Origin of the sequence: Amorphoplanes digitatis, assembly GCF_014205335.1 — a bacterium.
GTDB lineage: Bacteria > Actinomycetota > Actinomycetes > Mycobacteriales > Micromonosporaceae > Actinoplanes > Actinoplanes digitatus.
Genome location: NZ_JACHNH010000001.1, coordinates 8,227,289 through 8,249,803 on the forward strand (window position 1 = coordinate 8,227,289; position 22,515 = coordinate 8,249,803).

The 22,515-nt window shown below is 71.4% G+C and carries 20 protein-coding genes and 1 riboswitch; of the genes, 8 read left to right on the plus strand and 12 right to left on the minus strand.

The window, feature by feature from the left end:
• Positions 1-82: 82 nt before the first annotated feature.
• Together BJ971_RS36475 and BJ971_RS36480 are read right to left on the minus strand one after the other, a co-directional pair.
• Complete coding sequence (locus tag BJ971_RS36475) at positions 83-1,270, minus strand: RNA polymerase sigma factor (protein ID WP_184997852.1); 1,188 nt, start codon at positions 1,268-1,270, stop codon at positions 83-85.
• A gap of 4 nt (positions 1,271-1,274) precedes the next feature.
• Positions 1,275-1,598 (minus strand): YciI family protein, encoded by a 324-nt coding sequence (locus tag BJ971_RS36480; RefSeq protein ID WP_184997853.1) that lies wholly within the window; start codon positions 1,596-1,598, stop codon positions 1,275-1,277.
• A gap of 148 nt (positions 1,599-1,746) precedes the next feature.
• Positions 1,747-1,826, plus strand: a riboswitch (S-adenosyl-L-homocysteine riboswitch).
• 17 nt (positions 1,827-1,843) lie between these two features.
• On the opposite strand from BJ971_RS36480, the gene ahcY reads away from it, so the two are divergent.
• Positions 1,844-3,304, plus strand: a complete 1,461-nt coding sequence (ahcY, locus tag BJ971_RS36485) for an adenosylhomocysteinase (protein ID WP_184997854.1) — start codon at positions 1,844-1,846, stop codon at positions 3,302-3,304.
• Positions 3,305-3,320: 16 nt separating this feature from the next.
• Here ahcY and BJ971_RS36490 read toward each other — a convergent pair whose 3' ends face one another.
• The 7 genes from BJ971_RS36490 to BJ971_RS36520 form a co-directional block, all read right to left on the minus strand.
• Positions 3,321-3,959, minus strand: a complete 639-nt coding sequence (locus BJ971_RS36490; RefSeq protein ID WP_184997855.1) for an aspartate/glutamate racemase family protein — start codon at positions 3,957-3,959, stop codon at positions 3,321-3,323.
• A gap of 22 nt (positions 3,960-3,981) precedes the next feature.
• On the minus strand, positions 3,982-5,403 hold the full coding sequence (locus BJ971_RS36495) for an L-fucose/L-arabinose isomerase family protein (RefSeq protein WP_184997856.1): 1,422 nt from the start codon (positions 5,401-5,403) through the stop codon (positions 3,982-3,984).
• Positions 5,400-6,002: a LutC/YkgG family protein gene (locus tag BJ971_RS36500; protein WP_184997857.1), complete on the minus strand. Its 603-nt coding sequence runs from the start codon at positions 6,000-6,002 to the stop codon at positions 5,400-5,402. Before BJ971_RS36500 ends, BJ971_RS36495 begins: the two co-directional genes overlap by 4 nt.
• A gap of 73 nt (positions 6,003-6,075) precedes the next feature.
• Complete coding sequence (locus BJ971_RS36505) at positions 6,076-7,506, minus strand: LutB/LldF family L-lactate oxidation iron-sulfur protein (RefSeq protein ID WP_184997858.1); 1,431 nt, start codon at positions 7,504-7,506, stop codon at positions 6,076-6,078.
• Entirely contained in the window at positions 7,503-8,237 is a 735-nt protein-coding gene (locus tag BJ971_RS36510) for a (Fe-S)-binding protein (protein ID WP_184997859.1), read from the minus strand. The genes BJ971_RS36505 and BJ971_RS36510 overlap by 4 nt, the downstream gene beginning before the upstream one ends.
• Position 8,238: 1 nt before the next feature.
• On the minus strand, positions 8,239-9,651 hold the full coding sequence (locus BJ971_RS42410) for a rhamnulokinase (protein ID WP_184997860.1): 1,413 nt from the start codon (positions 9,649-9,651) through the stop codon (positions 8,239-8,241).
• The gene (locus tag BJ971_RS36520; protein WP_203709534.1) at positions 9,648-11,678 is read right to left on the minus strand and encodes a bifunctional aldolase/short-chain dehydrogenase; all 2,031 of its coding nucleotides are present in this window, start codon (positions 11,676-11,678) and stop codon (positions 9,648-9,650) included. Before BJ971_RS36520 ends, BJ971_RS42410 begins: the two co-directional genes overlap by 4 nt.
• A 273-nt stretch (positions 11,679-11,951) precedes the next feature.
• Between BJ971_RS36520 and BJ971_RS36525 the strand changes: the two genes are divergently transcribed.
• Positions 11,952-13,181 carry a hypothetical protein gene (locus BJ971_RS36525; protein WP_184997862.1) on the plus strand — a complete coding sequence of 410 codons (1,230 nt, stop codon included), beginning with the start codon at positions 11,952-11,954 and terminating at the stop codon, positions 13,179-13,181.
• A 39-nt stretch (positions 13,182-13,220) separates the two neighbouring features.
• Here BJ971_RS36525 and BJ971_RS36530 read toward each other — a convergent pair whose 3' ends face one another.
• Complete coding sequence (locus tag BJ971_RS36530) at positions 13,221-14,255, minus strand: LacI family DNA-binding transcriptional regulator (RefSeq protein ID WP_239087691.1); 1,035 nt, start codon at positions 14,253-14,255, stop codon at positions 13,221-13,223.
• A gap of 167 nt (positions 14,256-14,422) precedes the next feature.
• On the opposite strand from BJ971_RS36530, the gene BJ971_RS36535 reads away from it, so the two are divergent.
• The 6 genes from BJ971_RS36535 (at position 14,423) to rhaI (ending at position 20,660) form a co-directional block, all read left to right on the plus strand.
• Positions 14,423-15,928 carry a sugar ABC transporter ATP-binding protein gene (locus tag BJ971_RS36535; RefSeq protein WP_184997864.1) on the plus strand — a complete coding sequence of 502 codons (1,506 nt, stop codon included), beginning with the start codon at positions 14,423-14,425 and terminating at the stop codon, positions 15,926-15,928.
• A 73-nt stretch (positions 15,929-16,001) separates the two neighbouring features.
• Positions 16,002-17,030, plus strand: a complete 1,029-nt coding sequence (locus BJ971_RS36540) for an ABC transporter permease (protein ID WP_184997865.1) — start codon at positions 16,002-16,004, stop codon at positions 17,028-17,030.
• Complete coding sequence (locus tag BJ971_RS36545) at positions 17,023-18,036, plus strand: ABC transporter permease (RefSeq protein WP_184997866.1); 1,014 nt, start codon at positions 17,023-17,025, stop codon at positions 18,034-18,036. The genes BJ971_RS36540 and BJ971_RS36545 overlap by 8 nt, the downstream gene beginning before the upstream one ends.
• A 23-nt stretch (positions 18,037-18,059) precedes the next feature.
• Positions 18,060-19,133, plus strand: coding sequence for a rhamnose ABC transporter substrate-binding protein (rhaS, locus tag BJ971_RS36550; protein WP_184997867.1), 1,074 nt, complete (start codon positions 18,060-18,062; stop codon positions 19,131-19,133).
• 10 nt (positions 19,134-19,143) lie between these two features.
• On the plus strand, positions 19,144-19,488 hold the full coding sequence (locus BJ971_RS36555; RefSeq protein ID WP_184997868.1) for an L-rhamnose mutarotase: 345 nt from the start codon (positions 19,144-19,146) through the stop codon (positions 19,486-19,488).
• A gap of 5 nt (positions 19,489-19,493) precedes the next feature.
• Positions 19,494-20,660 carry an L-rhamnose isomerase gene (gene rhaI, locus BJ971_RS36560; RefSeq protein ID WP_184997869.1) on the plus strand — a complete coding sequence of 389 codons (1,167 nt, stop codon included), beginning with the start codon at positions 19,494-19,496 and terminating at the stop codon, positions 20,658-20,660.
• Between the two features lie 52 nt (positions 20,661-20,712).
• On the opposite strand, the gene BJ971_RS36565 is transcribed toward rhaI, so the two are convergent.
• Both BJ971_RS36565 and BJ971_RS36570 read right to left on the minus strand, forming a co-directional pair.
• Complete coding sequence (locus tag BJ971_RS36565; RefSeq protein WP_184997870.1) at positions 20,713-21,486, minus strand: ATP-binding cassette domain-containing protein; 774 nt, start codon at positions 21,484-21,486, stop codon at positions 20,713-20,715.
• Positions 21,483-22,514, minus strand: a complete 1,032-nt coding sequence (locus tag BJ971_RS36570; protein ID WP_184997871.1) for an ABC transporter permease — start codon at positions 22,512-22,514, stop codon at positions 21,483-21,485. The genes BJ971_RS36565 and BJ971_RS36570 overlap by 4 nt, the downstream gene beginning before the upstream one ends.
• Between the last annotated feature and the right edge of the window lies 1 nt (position 22,515).

Genomic DNA, 22,515 nt, shown 5'->3' on the forward strand with positions numbered 1-22,515 from the left:
CGGGCACATCGGCTCGGAGCGGGACTTCCGCGCTTTCAGGTCAGACTTTCGGCCGACTCGGGCACCGAGTGTCGTGACGACGTCACCGTGCGGTCAGTTCCTCGGCGCGGGCGAGCAGGGCCCGCCGCTCCGGCTCGGAGTGTGCCGCCGCGGCCGCCTGTTCGAAGAGGACCACGGCGCGGTCGGCGCGGCCCGCGCGTGCGGTCAGGTCGGCCTCGGCGGCCACCGCGTACGGGTACCCGTCCAGAGCGCCGCCGGCGCGGGCCTCGGCGAGCAGCACGAGCCCGGCGTCCGGGCCGTGCGCGTACCCGTGCGCCACCGCCCGGTTCAGCGCGACCACCGGCGAGGGCAGCAGCCGCGCCAGCTCGTCGTAGAGCGCGGCGATCGCCGGCCAGTCGGCCGGGTCGCGGACGTGGCAGGCGGCGATCCGCGCCTGTAGCGCGTACTGGCCGCCCGTGGCCGGCAGCAGCGCGAGCGCCTCGGCGATGGCCGCGTGATCCCAGCGGGACCGGTCCTGCCGGTCCAGCGTGCGCAGCTCGCCCGCGTCGTCGCGCCGCGCGGCGCGGCGCGAGTGCTGGAGCAGGAACAGCGCCAGCAGCGCCCGGATCTCCGGATCGCCGGGCATGAGCCGGTCCAGCAGCCGGGCGAGCCGGATCGCCTCCTCCGCGAAGGCGGGCTCGCCGTCCGCGTCGTAGCCCCGGGTGAAAAGCAGGTAGAGCACCGCAAGCACGCCGGGCAGCCGCTCGGTCAGCGCGGCGCCGGCCGGCACCCGGTACGGGATGCCAGCGTCGGCGATCCTCGTCTTCGCCCGGGTCAGCCGCCGGGTCATGGTGGACTCGGTGACAAGGAAGGCCCGCGCGATGTCGCCGGTCGGCACGCCGGCGATGGTCCGCAGCGTCAGCGCGACCCGCGCCTCGAGCGGCAGCGCGGGATGGCAGCAGGTGAAGATCAGCCGCAACCGGTCGTCCACCACGCCCTCCCCCGCCGCCGCCTCGGGCGCGGGCGACAGCCGCGCCAGCTCCTCGAGCTTGCGGCGTTCGACGGTCGCGCGCCGCAGCACGTCGATCGCGCGGTTGCGCGCGACCGTCATCAGCCACCCGCCCGGGTTCGCCGGCACCCCGTCCCGCGGCCAGCGTTCCAGGGCGAGCGCCAGCGCCTCCTGTGCGCAGTCCTCCGCCAGGGTCCAGTCGCCGGTGATCCGGATCAACGCGGCGACGATCCGCGGGCGCGCCTCCGCGCCCGCCTCGGCGACCGCCCGCCCGGCGCTCATCGCGTCACGCGAACGGGCGCAGCTCGACGCGGCCGTTCCAGGCCATCGGGTGTGCCCGGGCGATCTCGATCGCCTCGTCCAGGTCGGCGCACTCGAGGATGTCGAAGCCCACGATCACCTCCTTGGTCTCGGCGAACGGCCCGTCGGAGAGGAGCAGTTCGCCGCCGCGTACCCGGACCGTGGTGGCCGCGGCCGGCGAGGCGAGCTCGTTGCCCTGCAACCGGCGCCCCGCCGCGTCGTTCTCCGCCACCCACGCGTGGATGTCGGGCACCTGGGACTCGTCGGCCTCCGGCTCGGTGTCGGTGCAGACGAACATCATGTACTTCATCTCAGCGCTCCCTTGTTTCGTGATCTCAGCACCGTGACGAACGGGCGACGGGGTTCCGGACAACTCTCGATGTGTCGCGGCTCACCATCGTCCCCGACGGCCGACGGGGAGAGGCGATCATGAGACGCCGACGTTATGATGGCGGGACCCGGTCGAGAGGCGCTGCGACGGACTCCTTGTCCGCCACGCTCGGCCGCGGGCCAAAAGACGTAAGGGCGCCTCCTTAAGAGGGGGTGCCCTTCTTCATGTCCGATCGACTTCAGCGGATCAACGGTCTCGACTTCGCCGTCGCCGACCTGTCCCTGGCCGGCTTCGGCCGGCACCAGATGCGCCTCGCCGAGCACGAGATGCCGGGCCTCATGGCCATCCGCGCCGAGTACGCGCAGGCTCAGCCGCTGCGCGGCGCGCGCATCGCCGGCTCGCTGCACATGACCATCCAGACCGCCGTGCTGATCGAGACGCTCGTCGCGCTCGGCGCGCAGGTGCGCTGGGTCTCCTGCAACATCTTCTCGACGCAGGACGAGGCCGCCGCGGCGATCGTCGTCGGCCCCGAGGGCACGGTCGAGGCGCCCACCGGCACCCCGGTCTTCGCCTGGAAGGGCGAGACGCTCGAGGAGTACTGGTGGTGCACCGAGCAGCTGTTCGACTTCGGTGACGGCCTCGGCCCGAACATGATCCTGGACGACGGCGGCGACGCCACCCTGCTGGTGCACAAGGGCGTCGAGTTCGAGAAGGCCGGCGCGGTCCCCGCGACGACCGCCGAGGACAACCACGAATACACGATCATCCTCGACACGCTGCGCCGCAGCCTGGCCTCGGACAGCGGGCGCTTCACCAAGATCGCCGCCGAGATCCGCGGCGTCACCGAGGAGACCACCACGGGCGTGGCCCGGCTCTACAAGTTCGCCAAGACCGGCGAGCTGCTCTTCCCGGCGATCAACGTCAACGACGCGGTCACCAAGAGCAAGTTCGACAACAAGTACGGCATCCGCCACTCGCTCGTCGACGGCCTCAACCGCGCCACCGACGTCATGCTGGGCGGCAAGCTCGCCGTGGTCTGCGGCTACGGCGACGTCGGCAAGGGCTCGGCCGAGACGCTGCGCGGCCAGGGCGCCCGCGTCGTGGTGACCGAGATCGACCCGATCTGCGCGTTGCAGGCGGCGATGGACGGCATGCAGGTCGTGCGGCTCGAGGACGTGGTCTCCCAGGCCGACATTTTCATCACCACCACCGGCGGCACGGACATCATCACCGTCGACCACATGGCCAAGATGAAGCACAACGCGATCGTCGGCAACGTCGGCCACTTCGACGACGAGATCGACATGGCCGGGCTGGCCAAGGTCGAGGGCATCAAGAAGGTCGAGGTCAAGCCGCAGGTGCACGAGTGGCACTTCCCGGACGGGCACGCGATCCTCGTGCTCTCCGAGGGCCGCCTGATGAACCTGGGCAACGCCACCGGGCACCCGAGCTTCGTGATGTCCAACTCGTTCAGCAACCAGGTCATCGCGCAGATCGAGCTCTGGGTCAAGCCGGGCGAGTACGAGAAGCAGGTCTACGTGCTCCCGAAGCACCTGGACGAGAAGGTGGCCCGCCTGCACCTCGACGCGCTGGGCGTGCGGCTGACCGAGCTGACCAAGCGGCAGGCCGAGTACCTCGGCGTCGCGGTCGAGGGCCCGTTCAAGCCGGACCACTACCGCTACTGATCCACCGCGGCCCAGGTCACCCGGAACCCGGGTGACCTGGGTCTTTCAGTGCCGCCGCCGCGCGCAGGACCGCCGTCCGCGGGCTGGTCAGGACCGGTGTCGGCAGGTCGGCAAGGAGATCGGCCGCGGGCGCCATGCTGGCCTGCGCCAGGACGATCACGTCCGCGGTGAGGCCGCGGCAGTGCGCCGCCACCCGCCGCGCGTAGCCCGCCAGGTCGCCGGCCGCGAAGAGCGCCCAGGCGTCCAGGCAGGGCGCGTCCACGATCTCCACCGGGCCCGCCGCGCACTCCAGCAGGAGCGCGCGGGTCGGCGCGAGCGTCGACTCCACCGTGGCGACAACGGCGATGCGCCCGCCGATCGCGACGGCCGCCTCGGCCATCGGGCGGTCCAGCCGCAGCACCGGCACCCCGGCGCCGACCCGTTCCGTCTGCCCGCCGATCGTCGAGCACGTGCACACCACCAGGTCCGCCCCGGAGTCGGCAAGCGAGCGCAGCCGCTCGGCGATCCGGGAATCGACGCCGGGCGCCGCGGCGTCGGCCAGCAGCCGCTCGTCGACGACATGCAGGTCGCGCACGCCCGGCGCCAGCTCCGCGACCAGGCCGCGGAAGGTGGGCACGTGCGCTTCGGCGGTGTGCAGGAACCCGATGGTGGTCACGCCGCAAGTCTGCCGCACCGCGTCAGACCTGGCGGAACTCGATGCCCAGCAGGCTCGCGGCCGCCCGGTAGTCCGCCGCGCGGTGGTCCAGCGACAGCGACCAGTGGTGGCCGACCCCGGAGGCGCTCCAGTCGTCCACCCACTCGCCCGGGTCGCGGCCGAAGTCGACCCGGCTCGTCGTGTTGCCGATCGCCAGCAGCGGCCCCGGCACGACCGCGCCCTCGGCGGCGATGAACGACAGCGAGCCGTCCCGGTCCTGGCCGAGCCCCAGCAGCGTGACCGGGCCGGGCCGCACGTCGGCCTCGACGCTGACGCCCCAGCCGCGCTTGCCGTGGAAGACGCCGAGGCCGCGCAGCAGCGGGTCCCGGGCGCCGAGCGCCAGGTGCGCCGGGCCGTCGTGGCCCATCTCCACCACGTCGTCCTCGAAGTTCAGCGCCTGGAGCTCGCAGAACGTGCCACCGGCCCCGGCGGCCTGCGTCGCCAGCTGCGCCACCGTCGTACGCAGCTCGTACTCGCCGGAGGCCGGTATGCCCCGGGCGGTGAGCAGCGACGCCCCGAGGATCATCCCCGCGGCGAGCCGCTCGTGCTGCTCGCCGTCGAGCCCGCGGTGGTAGTAGGCGAGGCTGTCCAGCTCGAAGTCCTCCACCAGCCGGTCCAGCGCCACCGAGACCGTCGCGCCCCAGGCGAAGTCCTCCTCCCGCACCGTCTCGTCGAGGGTGAAGACCTCCCGGGCCAGGTCAACCCGCGCCTTGATCTCCGGTTCGGTGACCTTCTCGACCCGCTGCCGCAGGTCGTCGAACTCGAGCACCTCGACGTGCGAGCCGAACGTCGCCGGCAGCAGCGTCAGGTCGGTCGAGACGTCGAGCATCCCCGGGTACAGGTGGCCCATGAGGCCGTGCCGCGCGTGCCGCAGCGCCGCGCGGACGTGCGCGGCGCGGATCCACCGCCCGATCCGCCGCCAGGCCGACTCCTGCCGCAGCCAGCCGGAGACCGACCGGAATTCGATGCCGGCCCGGCGGAACGTGTTGCCCATCTCGGGCACCGGGCACTGCCCGCAGTACGCCAGCCAGGCGCCGGTGTCGAACGACGCGTGATCCATCTTCTCGGTCGGTTGCAGGTCGATGACCAGCACCGGCGTGTTCGCCCGCCGGGCGATCGGCAGCACCATCGACGCGGTCAGGTACGTCGTCAGGAACAGCACGATGAGGTCGCAGTCCGCCCGCCGCAGCTCCTCGGCCGCGGCCGCGCCCTCCTGCGCGTCCGAGATGAAGCCGACGTCGGTCACCTCGGCGTCCATGTCCTTCAGCCGCTGCGAGACGTAGCGGGCGGACTCCTGCAACTGCGGCAACAGGCCGGGGAACTGCGGCCAGTACGTGCCGAGCCCGCCGGCGACCAGGCCGATGCGGGTACGGCGGCGCCTCCGCTCGGGTAATAGTTCGATCATTTGCCGGCCTCCGTGAGGATGACGTGCAGGCGGCGCGGGCCGTGTACGCCCTCGACGCGGTTGAGTTCGATGTCGCTGGTCGCGGACGGGCCGCTGATCCAGGTGAGCGGCCGGCGCGGGTCGAGCCGGGCTAAGGCTTCCGGCACCGAGGCCACCACCTGGTCCGCGCGGACCACGCAGATGTGCAGGTCGGGCAGGAGCGAGATGATCCGGCGGCCCTGGTCGGGCGAGCCGTCCAGGACGATCGTGCCGGTCTCGGCGACGGCGACGGTGGCGGCGGTGAGCACGCCGCCGGCGACCGCCAGCGTGTCCGCGCTCAGGCCGTCGTCGGGCAGCACCTCGACCGAGGCGGGCAGCCAGGCGGGGTCGATGCCGGGCGGCACGATCAGCGGCCCGGGCGCCAGGCCGGCCACGGTCTTCGCGATCGCGACGCCGCGGTGCACGACGGCCTTGTAGTCCTCCAGCCGGCGCACGAGCAGGTCGAGGTCGGCCGGGCCCCCGCCGCGGGAGTACCCGCGCGGTATCTCGGCCGCCGCGTTCGCCGCGCCGTCACCGAGCGCGGCCCGGATCCGCCCCAGCACGACATCCCGGCCGCTCATGCCATCGCCTCCGCTGGCGCTCCGGCGATGACATTCGTCGGGCGCCGAGTTGATGATTCGCTCGCAAGCTCGCTCATCGCTTGGCCCACCAGTCGCGGAAGGTCTCCGGTGGTGGCGGTGGCAGGTCCCGGCTCGCGGTCCAGCCGTTGAACGGCCGTGGCAGGCGCCGGCCGGCGAATCGGCTGAGCCGCGCGGCATGCTGCGCGGCCGCGAACAGCCGCGGGTGGTCCATCGTGTACGCCGCGGCGGCCATCGCGATTGACTCCGGCGTCGGCCGCCGCCTCGCCCGCACGTGCTCGCCGCGCAGATGCACCAGGATCGACGGGATGTCGATCTTCACCGGGCAGGCGTCGAAGCAGGCACCGCAGAGCGACGACGCGTACGGCAGGGAGGCGTTGTCCTCCACCCCGGTGAGCTGCGGCGACAGCACCGCGCCGATCGGACCCGGATACACCGACCCGTACGCGTGCCCGCCGGTCCGCTCGTACACCGGGCAGACGTTCAGGCAGGCCGAGCACCGGATGCAGTGCAGCGCCTGCCGCCCGACCTCGTCGGCGAGCACCGCGCTGCGACCGTTGTCGAGCAGCACGAGGTGGAAGCTCTGCGGCCCGTCGCCGGGCGTCACCCCGGTCCACATCGACGTGTACGGGTTCATCCGCTCGCCGGTCGACGCCCGCGGCAGCAGCTGGAGGAAGACCTCGAGGTCCCGCCAGGTCGGCACGAGCTTCTCGACGCCCATCACGGTGATCAGGGTCTCGGGCAGGGTCAGGCACATCCGCCCGTTGCCCTCCGACTCCAGCACCACAAGCGTCCCGGTCTCGGCGATCGCGAAGTTCGCGCCGGACACCGCGACCCGGGTGCGCAGGAACGTCTCGCGCAGGTAGCGCCGGGCGGCCGCGGCCAGCACCGCCGGTTCGTCGGTGAGCGCCGGGTCGACGCCCGGCATCTCGCGCAGGAAGATCTCACGGATCTCGGCGCGGTTGCGGTGGATCGCCGGCACCAGGATGTGGCTGGGCCGGTCGTGTCCGAGCTGGACGATCAGCTCGGCCAGGTCCGTCTCGACCGCCTCGATCCCGGCCGCCTCCAGCGCCTCGTTGAGCCCGATCTCCTGGGTCGCCATCGACTTGACCTTGATGACCCGGTCGTGGCCGGTGGCCCGGACCAGCTCGGTGACGATCCGGTTGGCCTCGTTGGCGTCCGCGGCCCAGTGCACGACCCCGCCGGCCCGGGTGACGTTCTCCTCCAGTTGGAGCAGCAGCTCCGGCAGCCGGGCCATGGTGTCCGCCTTCAGGGCCGACCCGGCCGAGCGCAGCTCCTGCCAGTCGGGCAGCTCGGCGATGACCGCGCCGGACTTCGCGCGGATCGTGGCGGTGGCATGCCCGAGGTTGCGGCGCAGCTGTTCGTTGCCCAGCGCCTTGCGGGCGGCCGCCGGGAACGGCTCCTCGCCGCGCAGGTTCCCGACGCCGCGCGGCGCCGTTGCCGGCATGCCCAGGAAGGTGGTCATGGTTCCTCCGTAGCCGCGAGGATCTCCGCGAGGTGCACCGTCCGGACCTCGGCGCCGAGCCGGGACAGCCCGCCGCCGATGTGCATCAGGCAGGACGAGTCGCCGGCGGCGCAGACCTCCGCGCCGGTGTCGAGCACGTGCCGCATCTTGTCGGCGAGCATGGCGGCCGAGGTGTCCGCGTTCTTCAGCGCGAACGTGCCGCCGAAGCCGCAGCACTGCTCGGCCGCGGGCAGCTCGACCAGCTCCAGCCCGCGCACGCCGCGCAGCAGCCGCAGCGGCCGGTCGCCGACCCGGAGCATCCGCAGCGAATGACAGGTCGGGTGGTACGTGACGCGGTGCGGGTAGTACGCGCCGACGTCGGTGACCCCGAGCACGTCGACGAGCAGCTCGGACAGCTCGTAGGTCCGCGCGGCGACCTCCTCGGCGCGGGCCGCCAGCCCGCCGTCGCCCGCGGACCGGGCCAGCGCCGCGTGCTGGTGCCGCACCGAGCCGACACACGACCCGGAGGGCGCGACCACCACGTCGTACGGTGCGAAGGTCCGCACGTGCCGCCGGACCAGCGGCAGCGCGTCGCGGGAGTATCCGGTGTTGATGTGCATCTGCCCGCAGCACGTCTGCCCGGCCGGGAAGACCACCTCGTGGCCGAGGCGCTCCAGCAGGCGCACGGTCGCCTTGGCCGCGGCCGGGAACATCGTGTCCGCCAGGCAGGTCACGAACAAGGCGATGCGCATGTCAGGCCTCCAACCGCCGCTCGGCCGACCGCCACGCCGCCGCGTCGCCGCGCGGCTCGTAACGCACGATCTGCTGAGTCTCCCGCAGGACGGCCCGCAATGCCGGGAGGCCGCCGCCGATCGCACCGGCCGCCCGGGCCTGCACGAGCACGTTGCCCAGCGCGGTGGCCTCGACCGGGCCGGCCAGCACGGGCAGCCCGCAGGCGTCGGCGGTGAGCCGGCAGAGCAGCTCGTTGCGGGCGCCGCCGCCGACGATGTGCACGGCGTCCACGTGCCGGCCGGAGAGCTCCTGCGCCTGGCGCACCGCACGCCGATGTGCGAGCGCCAGGCTGTCCAGGATGCACCGGACGACCTCGGCCGGCGACGAGAACGCGCTGCGTCCGCTCGCCGCGGTGAGCCGGCCGACCATGTCACCCGGCGCCAGGAACACCGGGTCGTCGAGGTCGACGACGGCGCCGAAGGCGGGCTCGGCGGCGGCCTCGCGGAGCAGCGCCGGCAGGTCCGGCGAGCCCCACTCCCGCAGGCACTCCTGGAGGGGCCAGAGCCCCATCACGTTGCGCAGGTAGCGCACGGTCCCGTCGACACCGCCCTCGTTTGTGAAGTTGGCCAGCCGGGACGCCTCGGTCAGCACCGGCGCGGGCAGCTCGACGCCGACCAGCGACCACGTGCCGCAGGAGATGTAGGCGAAGTCCGGGCCGGCGGCGGGTACGCCGACCACCGCCGAGGCCGTGTCGTGCGAGCCGACGGCGATGACGTCGGGCGTGCCGATGCCGATCGCAGGCAGCACCGGGCCGATGACCGTTCCCGGCGACCGCAGCGGCGGGAACAGGGCGGGCGGGATGCCGAGCGAGGCCATCAGCTCGCCGGCCCAGGCGCCCGCGCCCAGGTCCAGCAGCTGCGTCGTGGAGGCGTTGGTGAACTCGGCGCCCGCCTCGCCGGTCAGCCAGTACGCGAGCAGGTCCGGAATCAGCAGCAGCCGCCGCGCCGCCTCCAGCTGCGGTGTCCCCGCCGCCGCCACCAGCTGGTAGATCGTGTTGAACGGCTGCCGTTGCAGGCCGGTCAGCGCGTACAGCTTGTCCTCGCCGAGCAGGGCGCCGACCCGCTCCGGCACGCCGTCGGTGCGGCTGTCCCGGTAGTGCACCGGATTGCCGAGCAGCGATCCGGTCGCGTCCAGCAGCCCGTAGTCCACCGCCCACGAGTCGATGCCGATCCCGTCGACCGTTCCGGCACGGCGGAGTCCGTCGAGGACGCCGCGGTACAGCGCGAGGATGTCCCAGTGCAGCGTCCCGCCGACCCGCACCGGCTCGTTGGCGAAGCGGTTGACCGCCGCGAGCGACACGGCGCCGGCCTCGACGCGGCCGACCATGACGCGCCCGCTTGACGCGCCGAGGTCGACCGCCGCGAACGTGCTCACCGCAGGAACGCCGCGGCCACCCCGGCGTCCACCGGGATGTGCAGGCCCGTCGTGTGCGACAGCTCGCCGCCGGTCAGCACGAACACCGCGTTCGCGACGTGCTCCGGGAGCACCTCGCGTTTGAGCAGCGTGCGCTGGGCGTAGTAGGCGCCGAGCTCCGATTCGGGTACGCCGTACACCGCGGCGCGCTTGGCGCCCCAGCCGCCGGCGAAGATGCCGGAGCCGCGCACCACGCCGTCGGGGTTGATGCCGTTCACCCGGATGCCGTGGCCGCCCAGCTCGGCGGCGAGGAGCCGGACCTGGTGCGCCTGGTCGGCCTTGGCCGCGCCGTACGCGACGTTGTTCGGGCCCGCGAAGAGCGAGTTCTTGCTGGAGATGTAGACGATGTCGCCGCCGAGGCCCTGCGCGATCAGCACCGCCGCCGCGGCCTTGGCGACCAGGAACGAGCCCTTCGCCATGACGTCGTGCTGGAGGTCCCAGTCGGCCTCCGTGGTCTCGAGCAGCGGCTTGGAGATCGACAGCCCGGCGTTGTTGACGATCAGGTCGACCCCGCCGAACGCGAGCACCGCCTCCCGCAGCGCGGCGGCGACGGCGGCCGGCGAGGTCACGTCGGCGTCGACGGCCAGCGCCGCGTCCGGCCCGCCGATCTCGGCGGCGACCGCCGCGGCCGACTCGAACGAGCGGTCCGCGACCACGACGCAGGCGCCCTCGACGGCGAGCCGCAGCGCGATCGCCCGGCCGATGCCGGAGCCGCCGCCGGTCACGAACGCGACCCGGGTGGCCAGCGGCCTCGGCTTCGGCATCCGCCGCAGCTTGGCCTCCTCGAGGGCCCAGTACTCGATCCGGAACTTCTCCGCCTCGTCGATCGGCGCGTAGGTCGAGACGGACTCGGCGCCGCGCATGACGTTGACGGCGTTGACGTAGAACTCGCCGGCCACCCGGGCGGTCTGCTTGTTCGCCCCGAAGCTAAACATGCCGACGCCGGGCACGAGCACGATGGCCGGGTCGGCGCCGCGCATGGCCGGGCTGTCCGGGAGGGCGTGCCGCTCGTAATAGGCCTGGTAGTCCTCGCGGTAGGCCGCGTGCAGCTCCCTCAGGCGGGCCTCGACCTGCGCCGTCGGCGCGTCCGGCGCGGTGTCCAGCACCAGCGGCTTCACCTTGGTGCGCAGGAAGTGGTCCGGGCAGGAGGTGCCGAGCGCCGCGAGCTCGGGCATCCGCGCGCGCCCGACGAAGTCGAGGACGACCTCGCTGTCGGTGTAGTGGCCGACCTGTGCGCGGTCCGTCGAGACGAGGCCACGGACGATCGGGAAGAGGGCGGCGGCGCGCTCCCGGCGTACGGAATCGGGTAGTGGCTCGTGGATCACCGGGCCGAACGGCGCCTCGCGGCCGTGCGCGGCGATCCAGGCCGCGGCGGTCTCGACGATCTCCAGCGAGTTCGCCTCGCATTCGGCGCTGGTGGCGCCCCACGCGGTGATCCCATGCCCGCCCAGAATGACGCCGATGGCCTGCGGGTTGGCCCGGTGCACGGCCGCGATGTCGACCCCGAGCTGGAAACCGGGCCGGCGCCAGGGCACCCAGAGCACCCGATCGCCGAAGATCTCCTTGGTCAGCATGGCGCCCTCGGCCGCCGTGGCCAGCGCGATGCCCGCGTCCGGGTGCAGGTGGTCCACGTGCGGCGCGTCCACCAGGCCGTGCATCGCCGTGTCGATCGAGGGTGCGGCGCCTCCGCGGCCGTGCAGGCAGTAGTCGAAGGCGGCGACCATCTCGTCCTCGCGGTCGACGCCCGGGAAGACGCCGGCGAGGGCCCGCAGCCGGTCCAGCCGCAGCACCGCCAGGCCGGACTCCCGCAGCGTGCCGAGGTCACCGCCGGAGCCCTTCACCCAGAGCAACTCGGTGGGTGCCTGGGTGACGGGATCGATCTCCGTACCCTTCGCCGAGGTGTTGCCGCCGGCGTAGTTGGTGTTGCGAGGATCGGCGCCGAGGCGGTTGCTGCGGGCCAGGAGATCACGCACTACGGAGTCCGACATGAGCATCCTCGCCAATCCGCCATGAAACGTTTCATCGCAAGCAGGCTAAGTTCCACGGCGATGCCAGTCAATACCCGGCCGAACCAGCCGAGCAGCGCAGCTTCTGTAATGCCTGCTCCCGACGCTCGGGCTTGCCGCGACGACCGTCCACGGGACACCCGGCCGGCGCGAACCGTGCCATGATCGGGCGGCATCGTCATCGATCTTCCGCAACCCCTCCCCCTCGCATGTGGTCGGTCGACCCATCGCGCGGCGTCCCCACGAGGAGACTCCATGAAGCGCAAAATCCTGCTCCGCCTGAGCCTCCCGGCCGTCGCCGTGCTGCTCGCCCCCCTCGCCGCCGCTCCCGCCTTCGCGGCCGCCCCTGCCGCACCGACCATCACCCAGGTCGGCACCACGGCCGTGATCGGGCAGACGACGAAGTTCAAGTTCACCGAGGCCGACGGCAGCGAGCCCGCCGAGTACCACTGGATGATCAACGGCGGCGAGCTGACCGGTACCGCCATCGCGACCGATGGCAAGGCGACCGCGAAGATCCTCTCCACCCGCGCGTTCAACCAGCTCCAGGTCTACGCGGTCGGTGCGGACGGCAGCGTCGGCGACGACGCGAACGTCCTCTACGCCGCTTCCGACCCCGCCGCGTACGCGGACCAGGACCTCGACGGGGACGGCCGGCCCGACCTCGCCGCGGTGGTCGGCGAGACGCTGCTGGAGGCCGACGGCAAGGGCACCGGCGGCAAGGTCCGCGTCCCGGCGATCGACCTCGCGCCGGACGGCAACGGGGTGGGCGGCACCTTCGCCGGCCTGCAGCTCATCACCGGCAAGTTCCGCGGCGGCCCGTTCGAGGACTACTTCGCCTACCGCCCCAGCGACGGTTACGCCTTCATCTACGACGGGCTCGGCGAGGCCGACCAGAACAACCCCGGGCTGGTGGCGAAGCACGAACACACCGTGTCCGGTGGCATGTTCTCCGATTGGGACGGCAACAACCCGACCCAGCTGGTCAACGCCTACGACGCCGCCGGCGCCCACCAGAGCATTCCCGACCTCCTCGGCGTTCTGGGCAACGCGGAGAGCGGATACCACCTGGAGTACTACGTCTCGTTCGGCTGGGGCACCGGCTTCTACCAGTCGCCGGTCGACACCACCGCGAGCACGCCGGACGGCGGCAGCGACTGGGAGAACTGGCAGCTCGCCACGAAGCTGCTGCCGAGCGGCACGGCGGTGAGCCTGTGGAACCCGTCGACGGGCGCGCTCTACCTCTGGGAGGGTGTCACCTTCGACAGCGAGAGCGGCCGGCTGTCGTACACGCAGTACAAGCTGTCGGCGAACTTCCTCACCGGCGCCAACGGCACCACGCTGCGGCTCACCGACTTCGACGCGGACGGCGTGGCGGACATCTGGGGCGTCTCGGCCGGCTCGGTCACGGCGTACCAGGTCAGCGGCCTCTCACAGACCGGCACCGCGAAGATCAAGGCCAAGGCCCCGCAGCCGCTGGCGTGACGCACGAGATGCTGTGCCGGGCGTCGCCCGGCACAGCCATCAGTACGCGCGGGGCCGCACCACGGTGGAGGCCCGGGCGACCAGCTCCGGGACGAAGGTGAGCTGCTGGTGCTCGTGGTCCGGGTTGCCCGCCTCGTCCAGCACGAGCTGGGCGGCGGCCCGGCCCAGCTCCTGGCGCGGCTGGCGCACCGAGGTCAGCGGCACCGCCGCCGCCGCGGCGAACTCGATGTCGTCGAAGCCGACGATGGCCAGCTCCTCCGGCACCCGCAGGCCGGCGCCGATGCTCTGCTGGAGCAGGCCGAGCGCGAGCAGGTCGTTGGCGCAGAACGCCGCGGTCGGCCGGCGCCGGGCCGGTATGCCGGCCAGCCGCTCACCCGCGGAACGCCCCTCGGCGACCGTCAGCGCGGCGGTGGGCAGGTGGATCAGATCGTCGGGCGGCAGGCCCAGCTCGGCCCAGACCTGCCGGGCGCCCTCCACCCGCTCGCGGACCTGGCCGATCGACTCCGGCCCGCCGACCACCGCGACCCGGGTGTGCCCCTGCTCGGCCAGGTGCTCGACCGCGATCCGGCCGCCCAGCACGTCATCGACGGCCACCGAGCAGAACACCCCGCCGGCGCCGACCCGGTCGACGATGACCACCGGAATGCCCCGGCGGGCGATCTCGGCGAGGTAGGCGGCCTCCGGGTTGACCGGGGTGATCAGGATGCCCTGCACCCGCTGCTGCATGAGGCGGTCGACGTGCACCTCCTCGCGCTCGGCGCGGCTGTTGCTGTTGCAGATGAACAGCGACAGGTCGGCGTCCTCGGCGGCGAGCTCGATGCCCTGCGCGACGTCGTGGAAGAACGGGTTGGTGCCGTCGAGCATCACGTACGCCAGGGTGCGGCTGGTGCCGGCGCGCAGCTGGCGTGCCGACTCGTTGCGCACGAAGCCGAGCTCGGCCATGGCGCGCTCGACGCGCTCGCGGGTGGCCGGGCTGACCACCTCGGGCCGGTTCATCACGTTTGAAACCGTGCCAAGGGAGACGCCGGCCGAGCGGGCGACGTCCTTGACGGACGGTGTCCTGCCGTTGACCAAGACTCCCCCTTTGAAACGTTGAAGCGACATCCTACGGTACCGGCCGCCCCTGCTCGGAGCCTGTTACATCTTCGTTTCCGCCGGAAACCTTGACACGTGTGATCGGCGCCACCTACCTTCGTCACACGGCGTATGAAACATTTCAAACACCCTTGTGGAGGTGGCCCGTGGCGACAGCGCCCCCGGCACTCGAGGTACGCGAGGTGACGAAGTCCTTCGGCGCCGTCGCGGCCGTGCAGGGTGTCAGCTTCACCCTGTACGCGGGCGAGGCGCACGCGATGGTGGGCGAGAACGGCGCGGGCAAGTCCACAATCGTCAAGATGCTCGCCGGGGTCTACCGGCCCGACACCGGCACCCTCGCCGTCGGCGGCGCCCCGGCCGACTTCGGCGGCCCGGCCGACGCCAAGGCCGCCGGCATCGCCGTCATCTACCAGGAGCCGACGCTCTTCCCCGACCTGTCGGTCGCCGAGAACATCTCGATGGGCAACCAGCCGCTGACCCGGCTGCGGCAGATCGACCGCCGCGCGATGCACGCCAACGCGACCCGGCTCTTCGCCCGGCTCGGCGTGCACATCGACCCCGACCGGCCGGCCCGCGGCCTGTCGATCGCCGACCAGCAGCTCGTCGAGATCGCGAAGGCCCTCTCCAGCGAGGCCCGCATCCTGATCATGGATGAGCCGACCGCCGCGCTCAGCGCGGTCGAGGTCGAGCGGCTCTTCTCGGTAACCCGGGCGCTGCGCGACGAGGGCGCCGCGATCATGTTCATCTCGCACCGCTTCGAGGAGATCACCGCGCTCTGCCAGCGGGTCACGATCATGCGCGACGGCCGGCACGTCTGCACCGAGCTCGTCGCCGACCTCAGCGTCGACGACATGATCCGCCGGATGGTCGGCCGCGACCTGAGCGCGCTCTTCCCCAAGCAGGACGCCGTCATCGGCGAGACCGTGCTCGAGGTCGAGGGCCTCGGCCGCGAGGGCGTCTTCCGCGACATCAGCTTCACGGTCCGGGCCGGCGAGATCGTCGCCCTGGCCGGGCTGGTCGGCGCGGGCCGCTCCGAGGTCATGCAGGCGGTGTTCGGCGTCGACCGGTACGACACCGGCTCGGTCCGCTTCCTCGGCCGGCCGCTGCGGGCCGGCTCGCCCCGGGCGGCCATGGCGGCCGGCATGGCGCTGGTGCCCGAGGACCGCCGCCAGCAGGGGCTGATCATGGAACTCTCCGTCGAGCGCAACGTGACGCTGCCGCGCAGCCGCGCGCTCGCCCGGCTTGGCCTGCTGCTCGGCGGGTCCGAGCGGCGCGAGGCGCGGAGCTGGACCCGGCAGCTGCACACCAAGCTGGGCCGGCTCTCCGACCCGGTCGGCACGCTCTCCGGCGGCAACCAGCAGAAGGTCGTGCTGGCCAAGTGGCTGGCCACCGACCCGAAGCTGCTGATCGTCGACGAGCCGACGCGCGGCATCGACGTCGGCACCAAGGCCGAGGTGCACCGGCTGATGTCGTCGCTCGCGGCCCGCGGCCTGGCCGTCGTGATGGTCTCGTCCGAGCTTCCCGAGGTGCTGGGCATGGCCGACCGGATCTTCGTCCTGCGCGAGGGCCACCTCGTCGCCGAGCTCACCCGAGAAGAAGCCACCGAGGAGTCCGTCATGTACGCCGCCATGGGACAGCAGGTCGCCTCATGAGCGAGCTTGCGAGCGAATCATCAATTCAGCGTCTGACTCATGTCATCGCCGGAGCGCCAGCGGAGGCGATGGCATGAGCGCGGCATTGGCGACCGCAACGCCCTCTCCGGCCCGACGGCTCATCGGTGGGCTGGTCAGGACGCGCGAGCTCGGCATCATCCTGGCCCTCGCCGCGCTTGTCGGCTACACCGCCGCCGGCAACCCGCGCTTCCTCTCCGGGCAGAGCATCCGCGACATCCTGCTGAACACGGCGATCCTCGCGGTGATGGCGGCCGGGCAGGCCGTTGTCGTCATCACCCGCAACATCGACCTGTCCGTCGGGTCGGTGCTGGGGCTGAGCGCGTTCGCGGTCGCCACCATGATGAGCGCCAACCCGGGCCTGCCCATGGTGGTGGCGATCCTCGCCGGACTCGCCATCGGCGGCGTGGCCGGGCTGGTCAACGGCGTCCTGGTCCGCTTCGGCCGGGTGCCGGCCCTGGTGGTCACGCTCGGCACGCTCTACATCTTCCGCGGCATCACCTACTCCTGGGCGGGCGGCCAGCAGGTGAACGCCGACGAACTGCCCCGGCACTTCCTGACCTTCGCCAACGACTCGTTCCTCGGCTTCCTGCCGTGGCTGGTGCTGATCGCGCTGATCGTGGTCGGCGGCGTCTCGGTGCTGATGCGTAACTACCGGGTCGGCCGCGAGCTGTACGCGATGGGCTCCAGCCCGGAGGCCGCCGAGCTGGCGGGCATCCGGGTGGCCCGCAACCTGCTGGGCGTCTTCATCCTCAGCGGCGCGCTGGCCGGCCTGGCCGGCGTGCTCTTCGCCGCCCGGTTCGGCACGGTCGACGCCGCCGCCGGCACCGGCCTTGAGCTCAACGTCGTCGCCGCCGTGGTCGTCGGCGGGGTGGCCGTCTTCGGCGGCAGCGGAACGGTCTGGGGCGCCGGCCTCGGCGCGCTGCTGCTGACCGTCATCGGCAGCGCCCTGGCGGTCCTGGACATCAACCAGTTCTGGCAGCAGGCCATCGTGGGCGCCCTGATCATCCTGGCCATCTGCGCGGACCGCCTGGTCGCGGTCCGCATCGCCCGCGCGCTGCGGAGGAAGGACTCCCATGTCTGAGCTCGCCGGCGACACCAAGCGGGATCTCAAGCGCCGGCTGGCCGGCTGGGACAGCATCATCATCCTGCTCACGGTCGCGGTGCTGGTGGTCGCCTCGCTGTCGATCAGCAACTTCGGCACCGGCCGCAACTTCACCTTCCTGGTCCTGGACCTGATGCCGATCATGCTGGTCGCGCTGCCGATGACCTTCATCATCGTGACCGGGGAGATCGACCTGTCGGTGGCGAGCACGCTCGGCCTGGCCAGCTCGATCATGGGTTACCTGTGGAACCAGGGCCTGTCGATCGAGTCGATCATCCCGATCTGCATCGTCGCCGGCGCGCTGCTCGGCGCCCTCAACGGCTTCCTGGTCACCGGGCTCGGTCTGCCGTCGCTGGCGGTCACGATCGGCACGCTCGCCCTGTACCGCGGCCTCGCCTTCGTGGTTCTCGGCGACAGCGCCGTCGCGGACTTCCCGTTCAACTACACCGGCTGGGTCACCGGAACCCTCGGCGGCGGCGTCATCCCCAACGTCCTCATCCTGATCGTCCCGCTCGCGGTGATCTTCGGGGTGATCCTGCACGCGACCCCGTTCGGCCGCTCCCTGTACGCGATCGGCGCGAACGCACAGGCCGCCCACTTCTCCGGCATCCGGGTCGCCCGCACCAAGTTCTGGCTGTACGTGGTCAGCGGTGCGGTCGCCGGGCTCGTCGGTGTGCTGTGGACGCTGCGCTACTCCAGCGCCCGCGCGGACAACGGCGCCGGTCTCGAGCTGGCCGTGGTCGCCGCGGTCCTGCTCGGCGGCGTCTCCATCTTCGGCGGCAAGGGCAGCCTCCCCGGCGTCCTGGCCGGCGTGGTCCTGCTCGCCGCGCTCCAGAACGCGCTGCGCCTACAGGACGTCTCGGGCCAGGCGCTGAACATCGTCACCGGCGCCCTGCTCGTGCTCTCCGTGCTCCTTCCCAATATCGCCTCCTCGATCCGCAGTAACTGGCAAAGACGGAAGCTCCGTCGCGCCGCCGCTGTTTAACCTCCCCCTCATAGGAGTTCGCCATGCTTCGTTCCCACCGACGCCTACTCTGTGCAAGCGCGGCCTCACTGCTCGTCCTCGGCATCGCCGCCTGCGGCGGCACCACCAAGGACAACTCCTCCGATTCCGGTACGGCCGCACAGGCCGGTGCCAGCGCCGACCCCAACGCGAAGCTCAAGGAGGGCCTGAAGATCGCCTACCTCCCCAAGCAGCTCAACAACCCGTACTCCGACGTCGAGGTCAGCGGCGGCAAGGAGGCCGTCGGGGAGCTCAAGGGCGAGTACAAGCTCGTCGGCCCGAACGACGCCAGCGCCTCCTCGCAGGTCAGCTACATCAACACGCTGATCCAGCAGCAGCAGGACGTGATCGTCATCGCGGCGAACGACCCGAACGCGGTGTGCCCCTCGCTGAACCAGGCACGCCAGGCCGGCATCAACGTCGTCGCGTTCGACTCCGACGCCGCCAAGGAGTGCCGCGACGTCTTCATCAACCAGGCCACCACCCAGGGCATCGGCGAGAGCCTGGTCAAGATGGCCAGCGAGATGGCCGGCGGGGAGGGCGAGATCGCGATCCTCTCCGCGACCCCCAACGCCACCAACCAGAACGCCTGGATCGAGGTCATGAAGACCGAGCTGGCCAAGCCGGAGAACGCCAAGCTCAAGCTGGTCAAGACCGTGTACGGCAACGACGACGACCAGAAGTCCTTCCAGGAGGCACAGGGCCTGCTCCAGTCGTACCCGAACCTGAAGGTCATCGTCTCGCCGACCACCGTCGGGATCGCCGCGGCCGCACGCTACGTCAGCGGGTCGAACTACAAGGGCAAGGTGGGCATCACCGGCCTCGGGCTGCCGAACCAGATGCGCGAGTACGTCAAGGACGGCACCGTGAAGAAGTTCGCGCTCTGGAACCCGGCGGACATCGGCTACCTGGCCGGATACGCGGGCGCCGCGCTGGCCTCCGGCCAGATCACCGGCAAGGAGGGCGAGAAGTTCACCGCCGGCAAGCTCAAGGACTACACCGTCGGCGCGGACGGCGAGATCGTGCTCGGCCCGCCGACCGAGTTCACCGCCGCGAACATCGACCAGTTCAACTTCTGAGCGGTAAAGCATGCGCTACTGCTTCAACCTCCAGGTCCGCACCGAGCGGATGGCGGAGTACGTGGAGCGGCACCAGGCCGTGTGGCCCGAGATGCTTCAGGCATTGCGGGCCACCGGCTGGCGCAACTACTCCCTGTTCCTGCGGTCCGACGGGCTGCTGATCGGCTACGTCGAGGCCGACGACCTCGAGGCGTCCCGGGCCGCGATGGAGGCCACCGACGTGAACGCCCGCTGGCAGGCGGAGATGGCCCCGTTCTTCGCCGGCACCACGCCCGACGACGGATTCCCCCTGCTCACCGAGGTTTTCCACCTCTACGCAGACGAAGACACAGAAGCAGACAGAGAAGGTAAGTGATACACATGGCTGACCTGGCCGCCGTCAAGAGGGCGCTCGCCGCGCAGCGGATCGAGACCCCGTCGTGGGCCTTCGGCAACTCCGGCACCCGGTTCAAGGTCTTCGCGCAGGCCGGCGTCCCCCGCAACCCCGAGGAGAAGATCGCCGACGCCGCGGCCGTGCACAGATTCACGGGCGTGGCGCCGTCGGTCGCGCTGCACATCCCGTGGGACAAGGTCGACGACTACGCGGCGCTGGCCGGGTACGCGCGGGAGCTCGGGGTCAGGCTGGGCGCCATCAACACCAACGTCTTCCAGGACGATGACTACAAGCTCGGCTCGGTGACGAACCCGGACCCGGGCATCCGCCGCAAGGCGACCGACCACCTCCTGGAGGCGGTCGACATCATGGACGCCACCGGGTCGCGGGACCTGAAGCTGTGGTTCTCCGACGGCATCAACTATCCGGGGCAAGACGACCTGCGCAACCGCCAGGACCGCCTGGCGACGGCGCTGCGCGAGGCGTACGACCGGCTCGGCGACGACCAGCGCATCCTGCTGGAGTACAAGCTCTTCGAGCCGGCCTTCTACGCGACCGACGTCCCGGACTGGGGCACCTCGTACGCGCACTGCGTTGAACTGGGCGCCAAGGCGACGGTGTGCATCGACACCGGGCACCACGCGCCGGGCACGAACATCGAGTTCATCGTGGCCTTCCTGCTGCGGCAGGGCAGGCTCGGGGCGTTCGACTTCAACAGCCGCTTCTACGCCGACGACGACCTGATGGCCGGCGCGGCCGACCCGTTCCAGCTCTTCCGCATCATGTACGAGATCGTGCGCGGGGACGCCCTCGACCCGGCGTACGGCATCAACTTCATGCTCGACCAGTGCCACAACATCGAGGCGAAGATCCCGGCCATCATCCGCTCGGTCATGAACATCCAGGAGGCGACGGCGAAGGCGCTGCTTGTCGACCGCGACGCCCTCGCCGAGGCGCAGAACGAGGGCGACGTGCTGGCGGCGAACGCGGTGCTGATGGACGCGTACAACACCGACGTCAGGCCGCTGCTCGGCGAGGTACGCGCGGACGCGGGCCTGGACCCGGACCCGGTCGCGGCGTACCGCCGCAGCGGGTACCAGGAACAGATCGTGCGGGACCGGGTGGGCGGCGAGCAGGCCGGCTGGGGCGCGTAGACCTGGGTAGGCCGCCGCCTCGTCAGGCGGCGGCCTACCGCACCGGTGTCGCCTAGGCGGCGTGCGGTGGCGGCTCGGCCGCACCCGTCATGATGGCCACCGCCTCCGACATCGAGTGGCTCTTCGGGGTGATCACCGTCGCCCGCCGGCCCAGGCGCTGGATGTGGATCCGGTCCGCCACCTCGAAGACGTGCGGCATGTTGTGGCTGATCAGGATCACCGGCAGGCCCTTGGCGCGGACGTCCCGGATCAGTTGCAGTACCCGGTTTCCCTCCTTGACGCCCAGTGCCGCCGTCGGCTCGTCGAGGATCACCACCTTGCTGCCGAAGGCCGCCGATCTGGCCACCGCGACCGCCTGGCGCTGGCCTCCCGACAGGGACTCCACCGCCTGGCCGATGTTCTGGAGAGTCGCCACGCCGAGCTCGCTCATGTGGCGTTTCGCCTCGGAGCGCATGTGCGACTTGTCCAGCAGCCGGAACACCGATCCGAGCACACCCGGCTTGCGCTCCTCGCGGCCGAGGAACAGGTTGTCGGCGATGTCCAGGCCCGGCGCCACCGCGAGGGTCTGGTAGACCGTCTCGATGCCGGCCGCCCGGGCGTCCATCGGATTGCGGAACTGGACGCGCTCGCCGTCCAGGTAGATCTCGCCGCTGTCCGGGATCAGCGCCCCCGAGAGCGCCTTGATCAGGCTTGACTTCCCCGCGCCGTTGTCGCCGATCACCGCGAGGATCTCGCCGGGGTACAGCTCCAGGTCGCTGTTCTCGATGGCTGTGACGCGGCCGTACCGCTTGGTGATGCCGCGTGCTTCCAGGACCGCCGTAGTCACGCCTTCACCTTCCTGATCCACTGGTCCAGCGAGACGGCCACCAGGACGAGCAGGCCGATCGCGAAGCCCTGCCAGACGACCTCGACGCCCGCGAGCTGCAGGCCGTTGCGGAACACGCCGACGATCAGCGCGCCGATCAGGGTGCCGAGCACGCCGCCGCGACCGCCGAAGAGGCTGGTCCCGCCGAGCACGACCGCCGTGATCGAGTCGAGGTTGTAGTCGATGCCGACGTTGGGGCTCGCCGACGCCAGCCGGCCGATGAGGATCCACGCGCCGACCGCGTACAGCAGGCCGGCCACCGTGTAGACCGAGAAGAGCACCCGGTTGGTCCGGATGCCCGCCAGCCGGGCCGCCTCCAGGTCGTCGCCGGTCGCGTAGACGTGCTTACCCCAGGCCGTCGAGCCGAGGGCGTAGAAGAAGACCGCGAAGAGCAGCAGCATGATGATCGAGCCGTAGGTGAGCCGGAAGCCGCCGATCGGGATCGTGGTGCCGGTCCACGTGAGGATGTCCGGCATGTCCGAGCCGCGGACGGTCTCGCTCTTGGACACCACCGAGTTCAGCGAGAAGAAGATGCTCAGCGTGCCCAGCGTGACGATGAACGGCGGCAGCTTGATCTTGGTGACCAGGAAGCCGTTGAGCGCGCCCATCGCCGTGCCGCAGGCAAGGCCGAGCAGCAGCGCCAGGACGCCGGGCATGCCGAGCTTGGTGGCGAAGTTGGCCATCAGGATCGACGAGAAGACCGCGATCGCGCCGACCGACAGGTCGATGCCCGCGGTCAGGATGATGAGGGTCTGCCCGAGCGCGAGCACCGCGATGACGGTGACCTGGGCCAGCACCAGGGACAGGTTCGGTGCCGAGAAGAACCGCTGGTTGGCGATCGAGAAGGCGATGATCGCCACGATCAGCACGGCCAGGGGGCCGAGCGTCGGGTTGCCGTGCAGCAGGTGTTGCAGGCGCAGCCCGAGCGAGTCGTTGTGCCGGACCTCGAAGTCCTGCGGCGGTGGTGGTTCCTTCGTGACGGTCGTCATC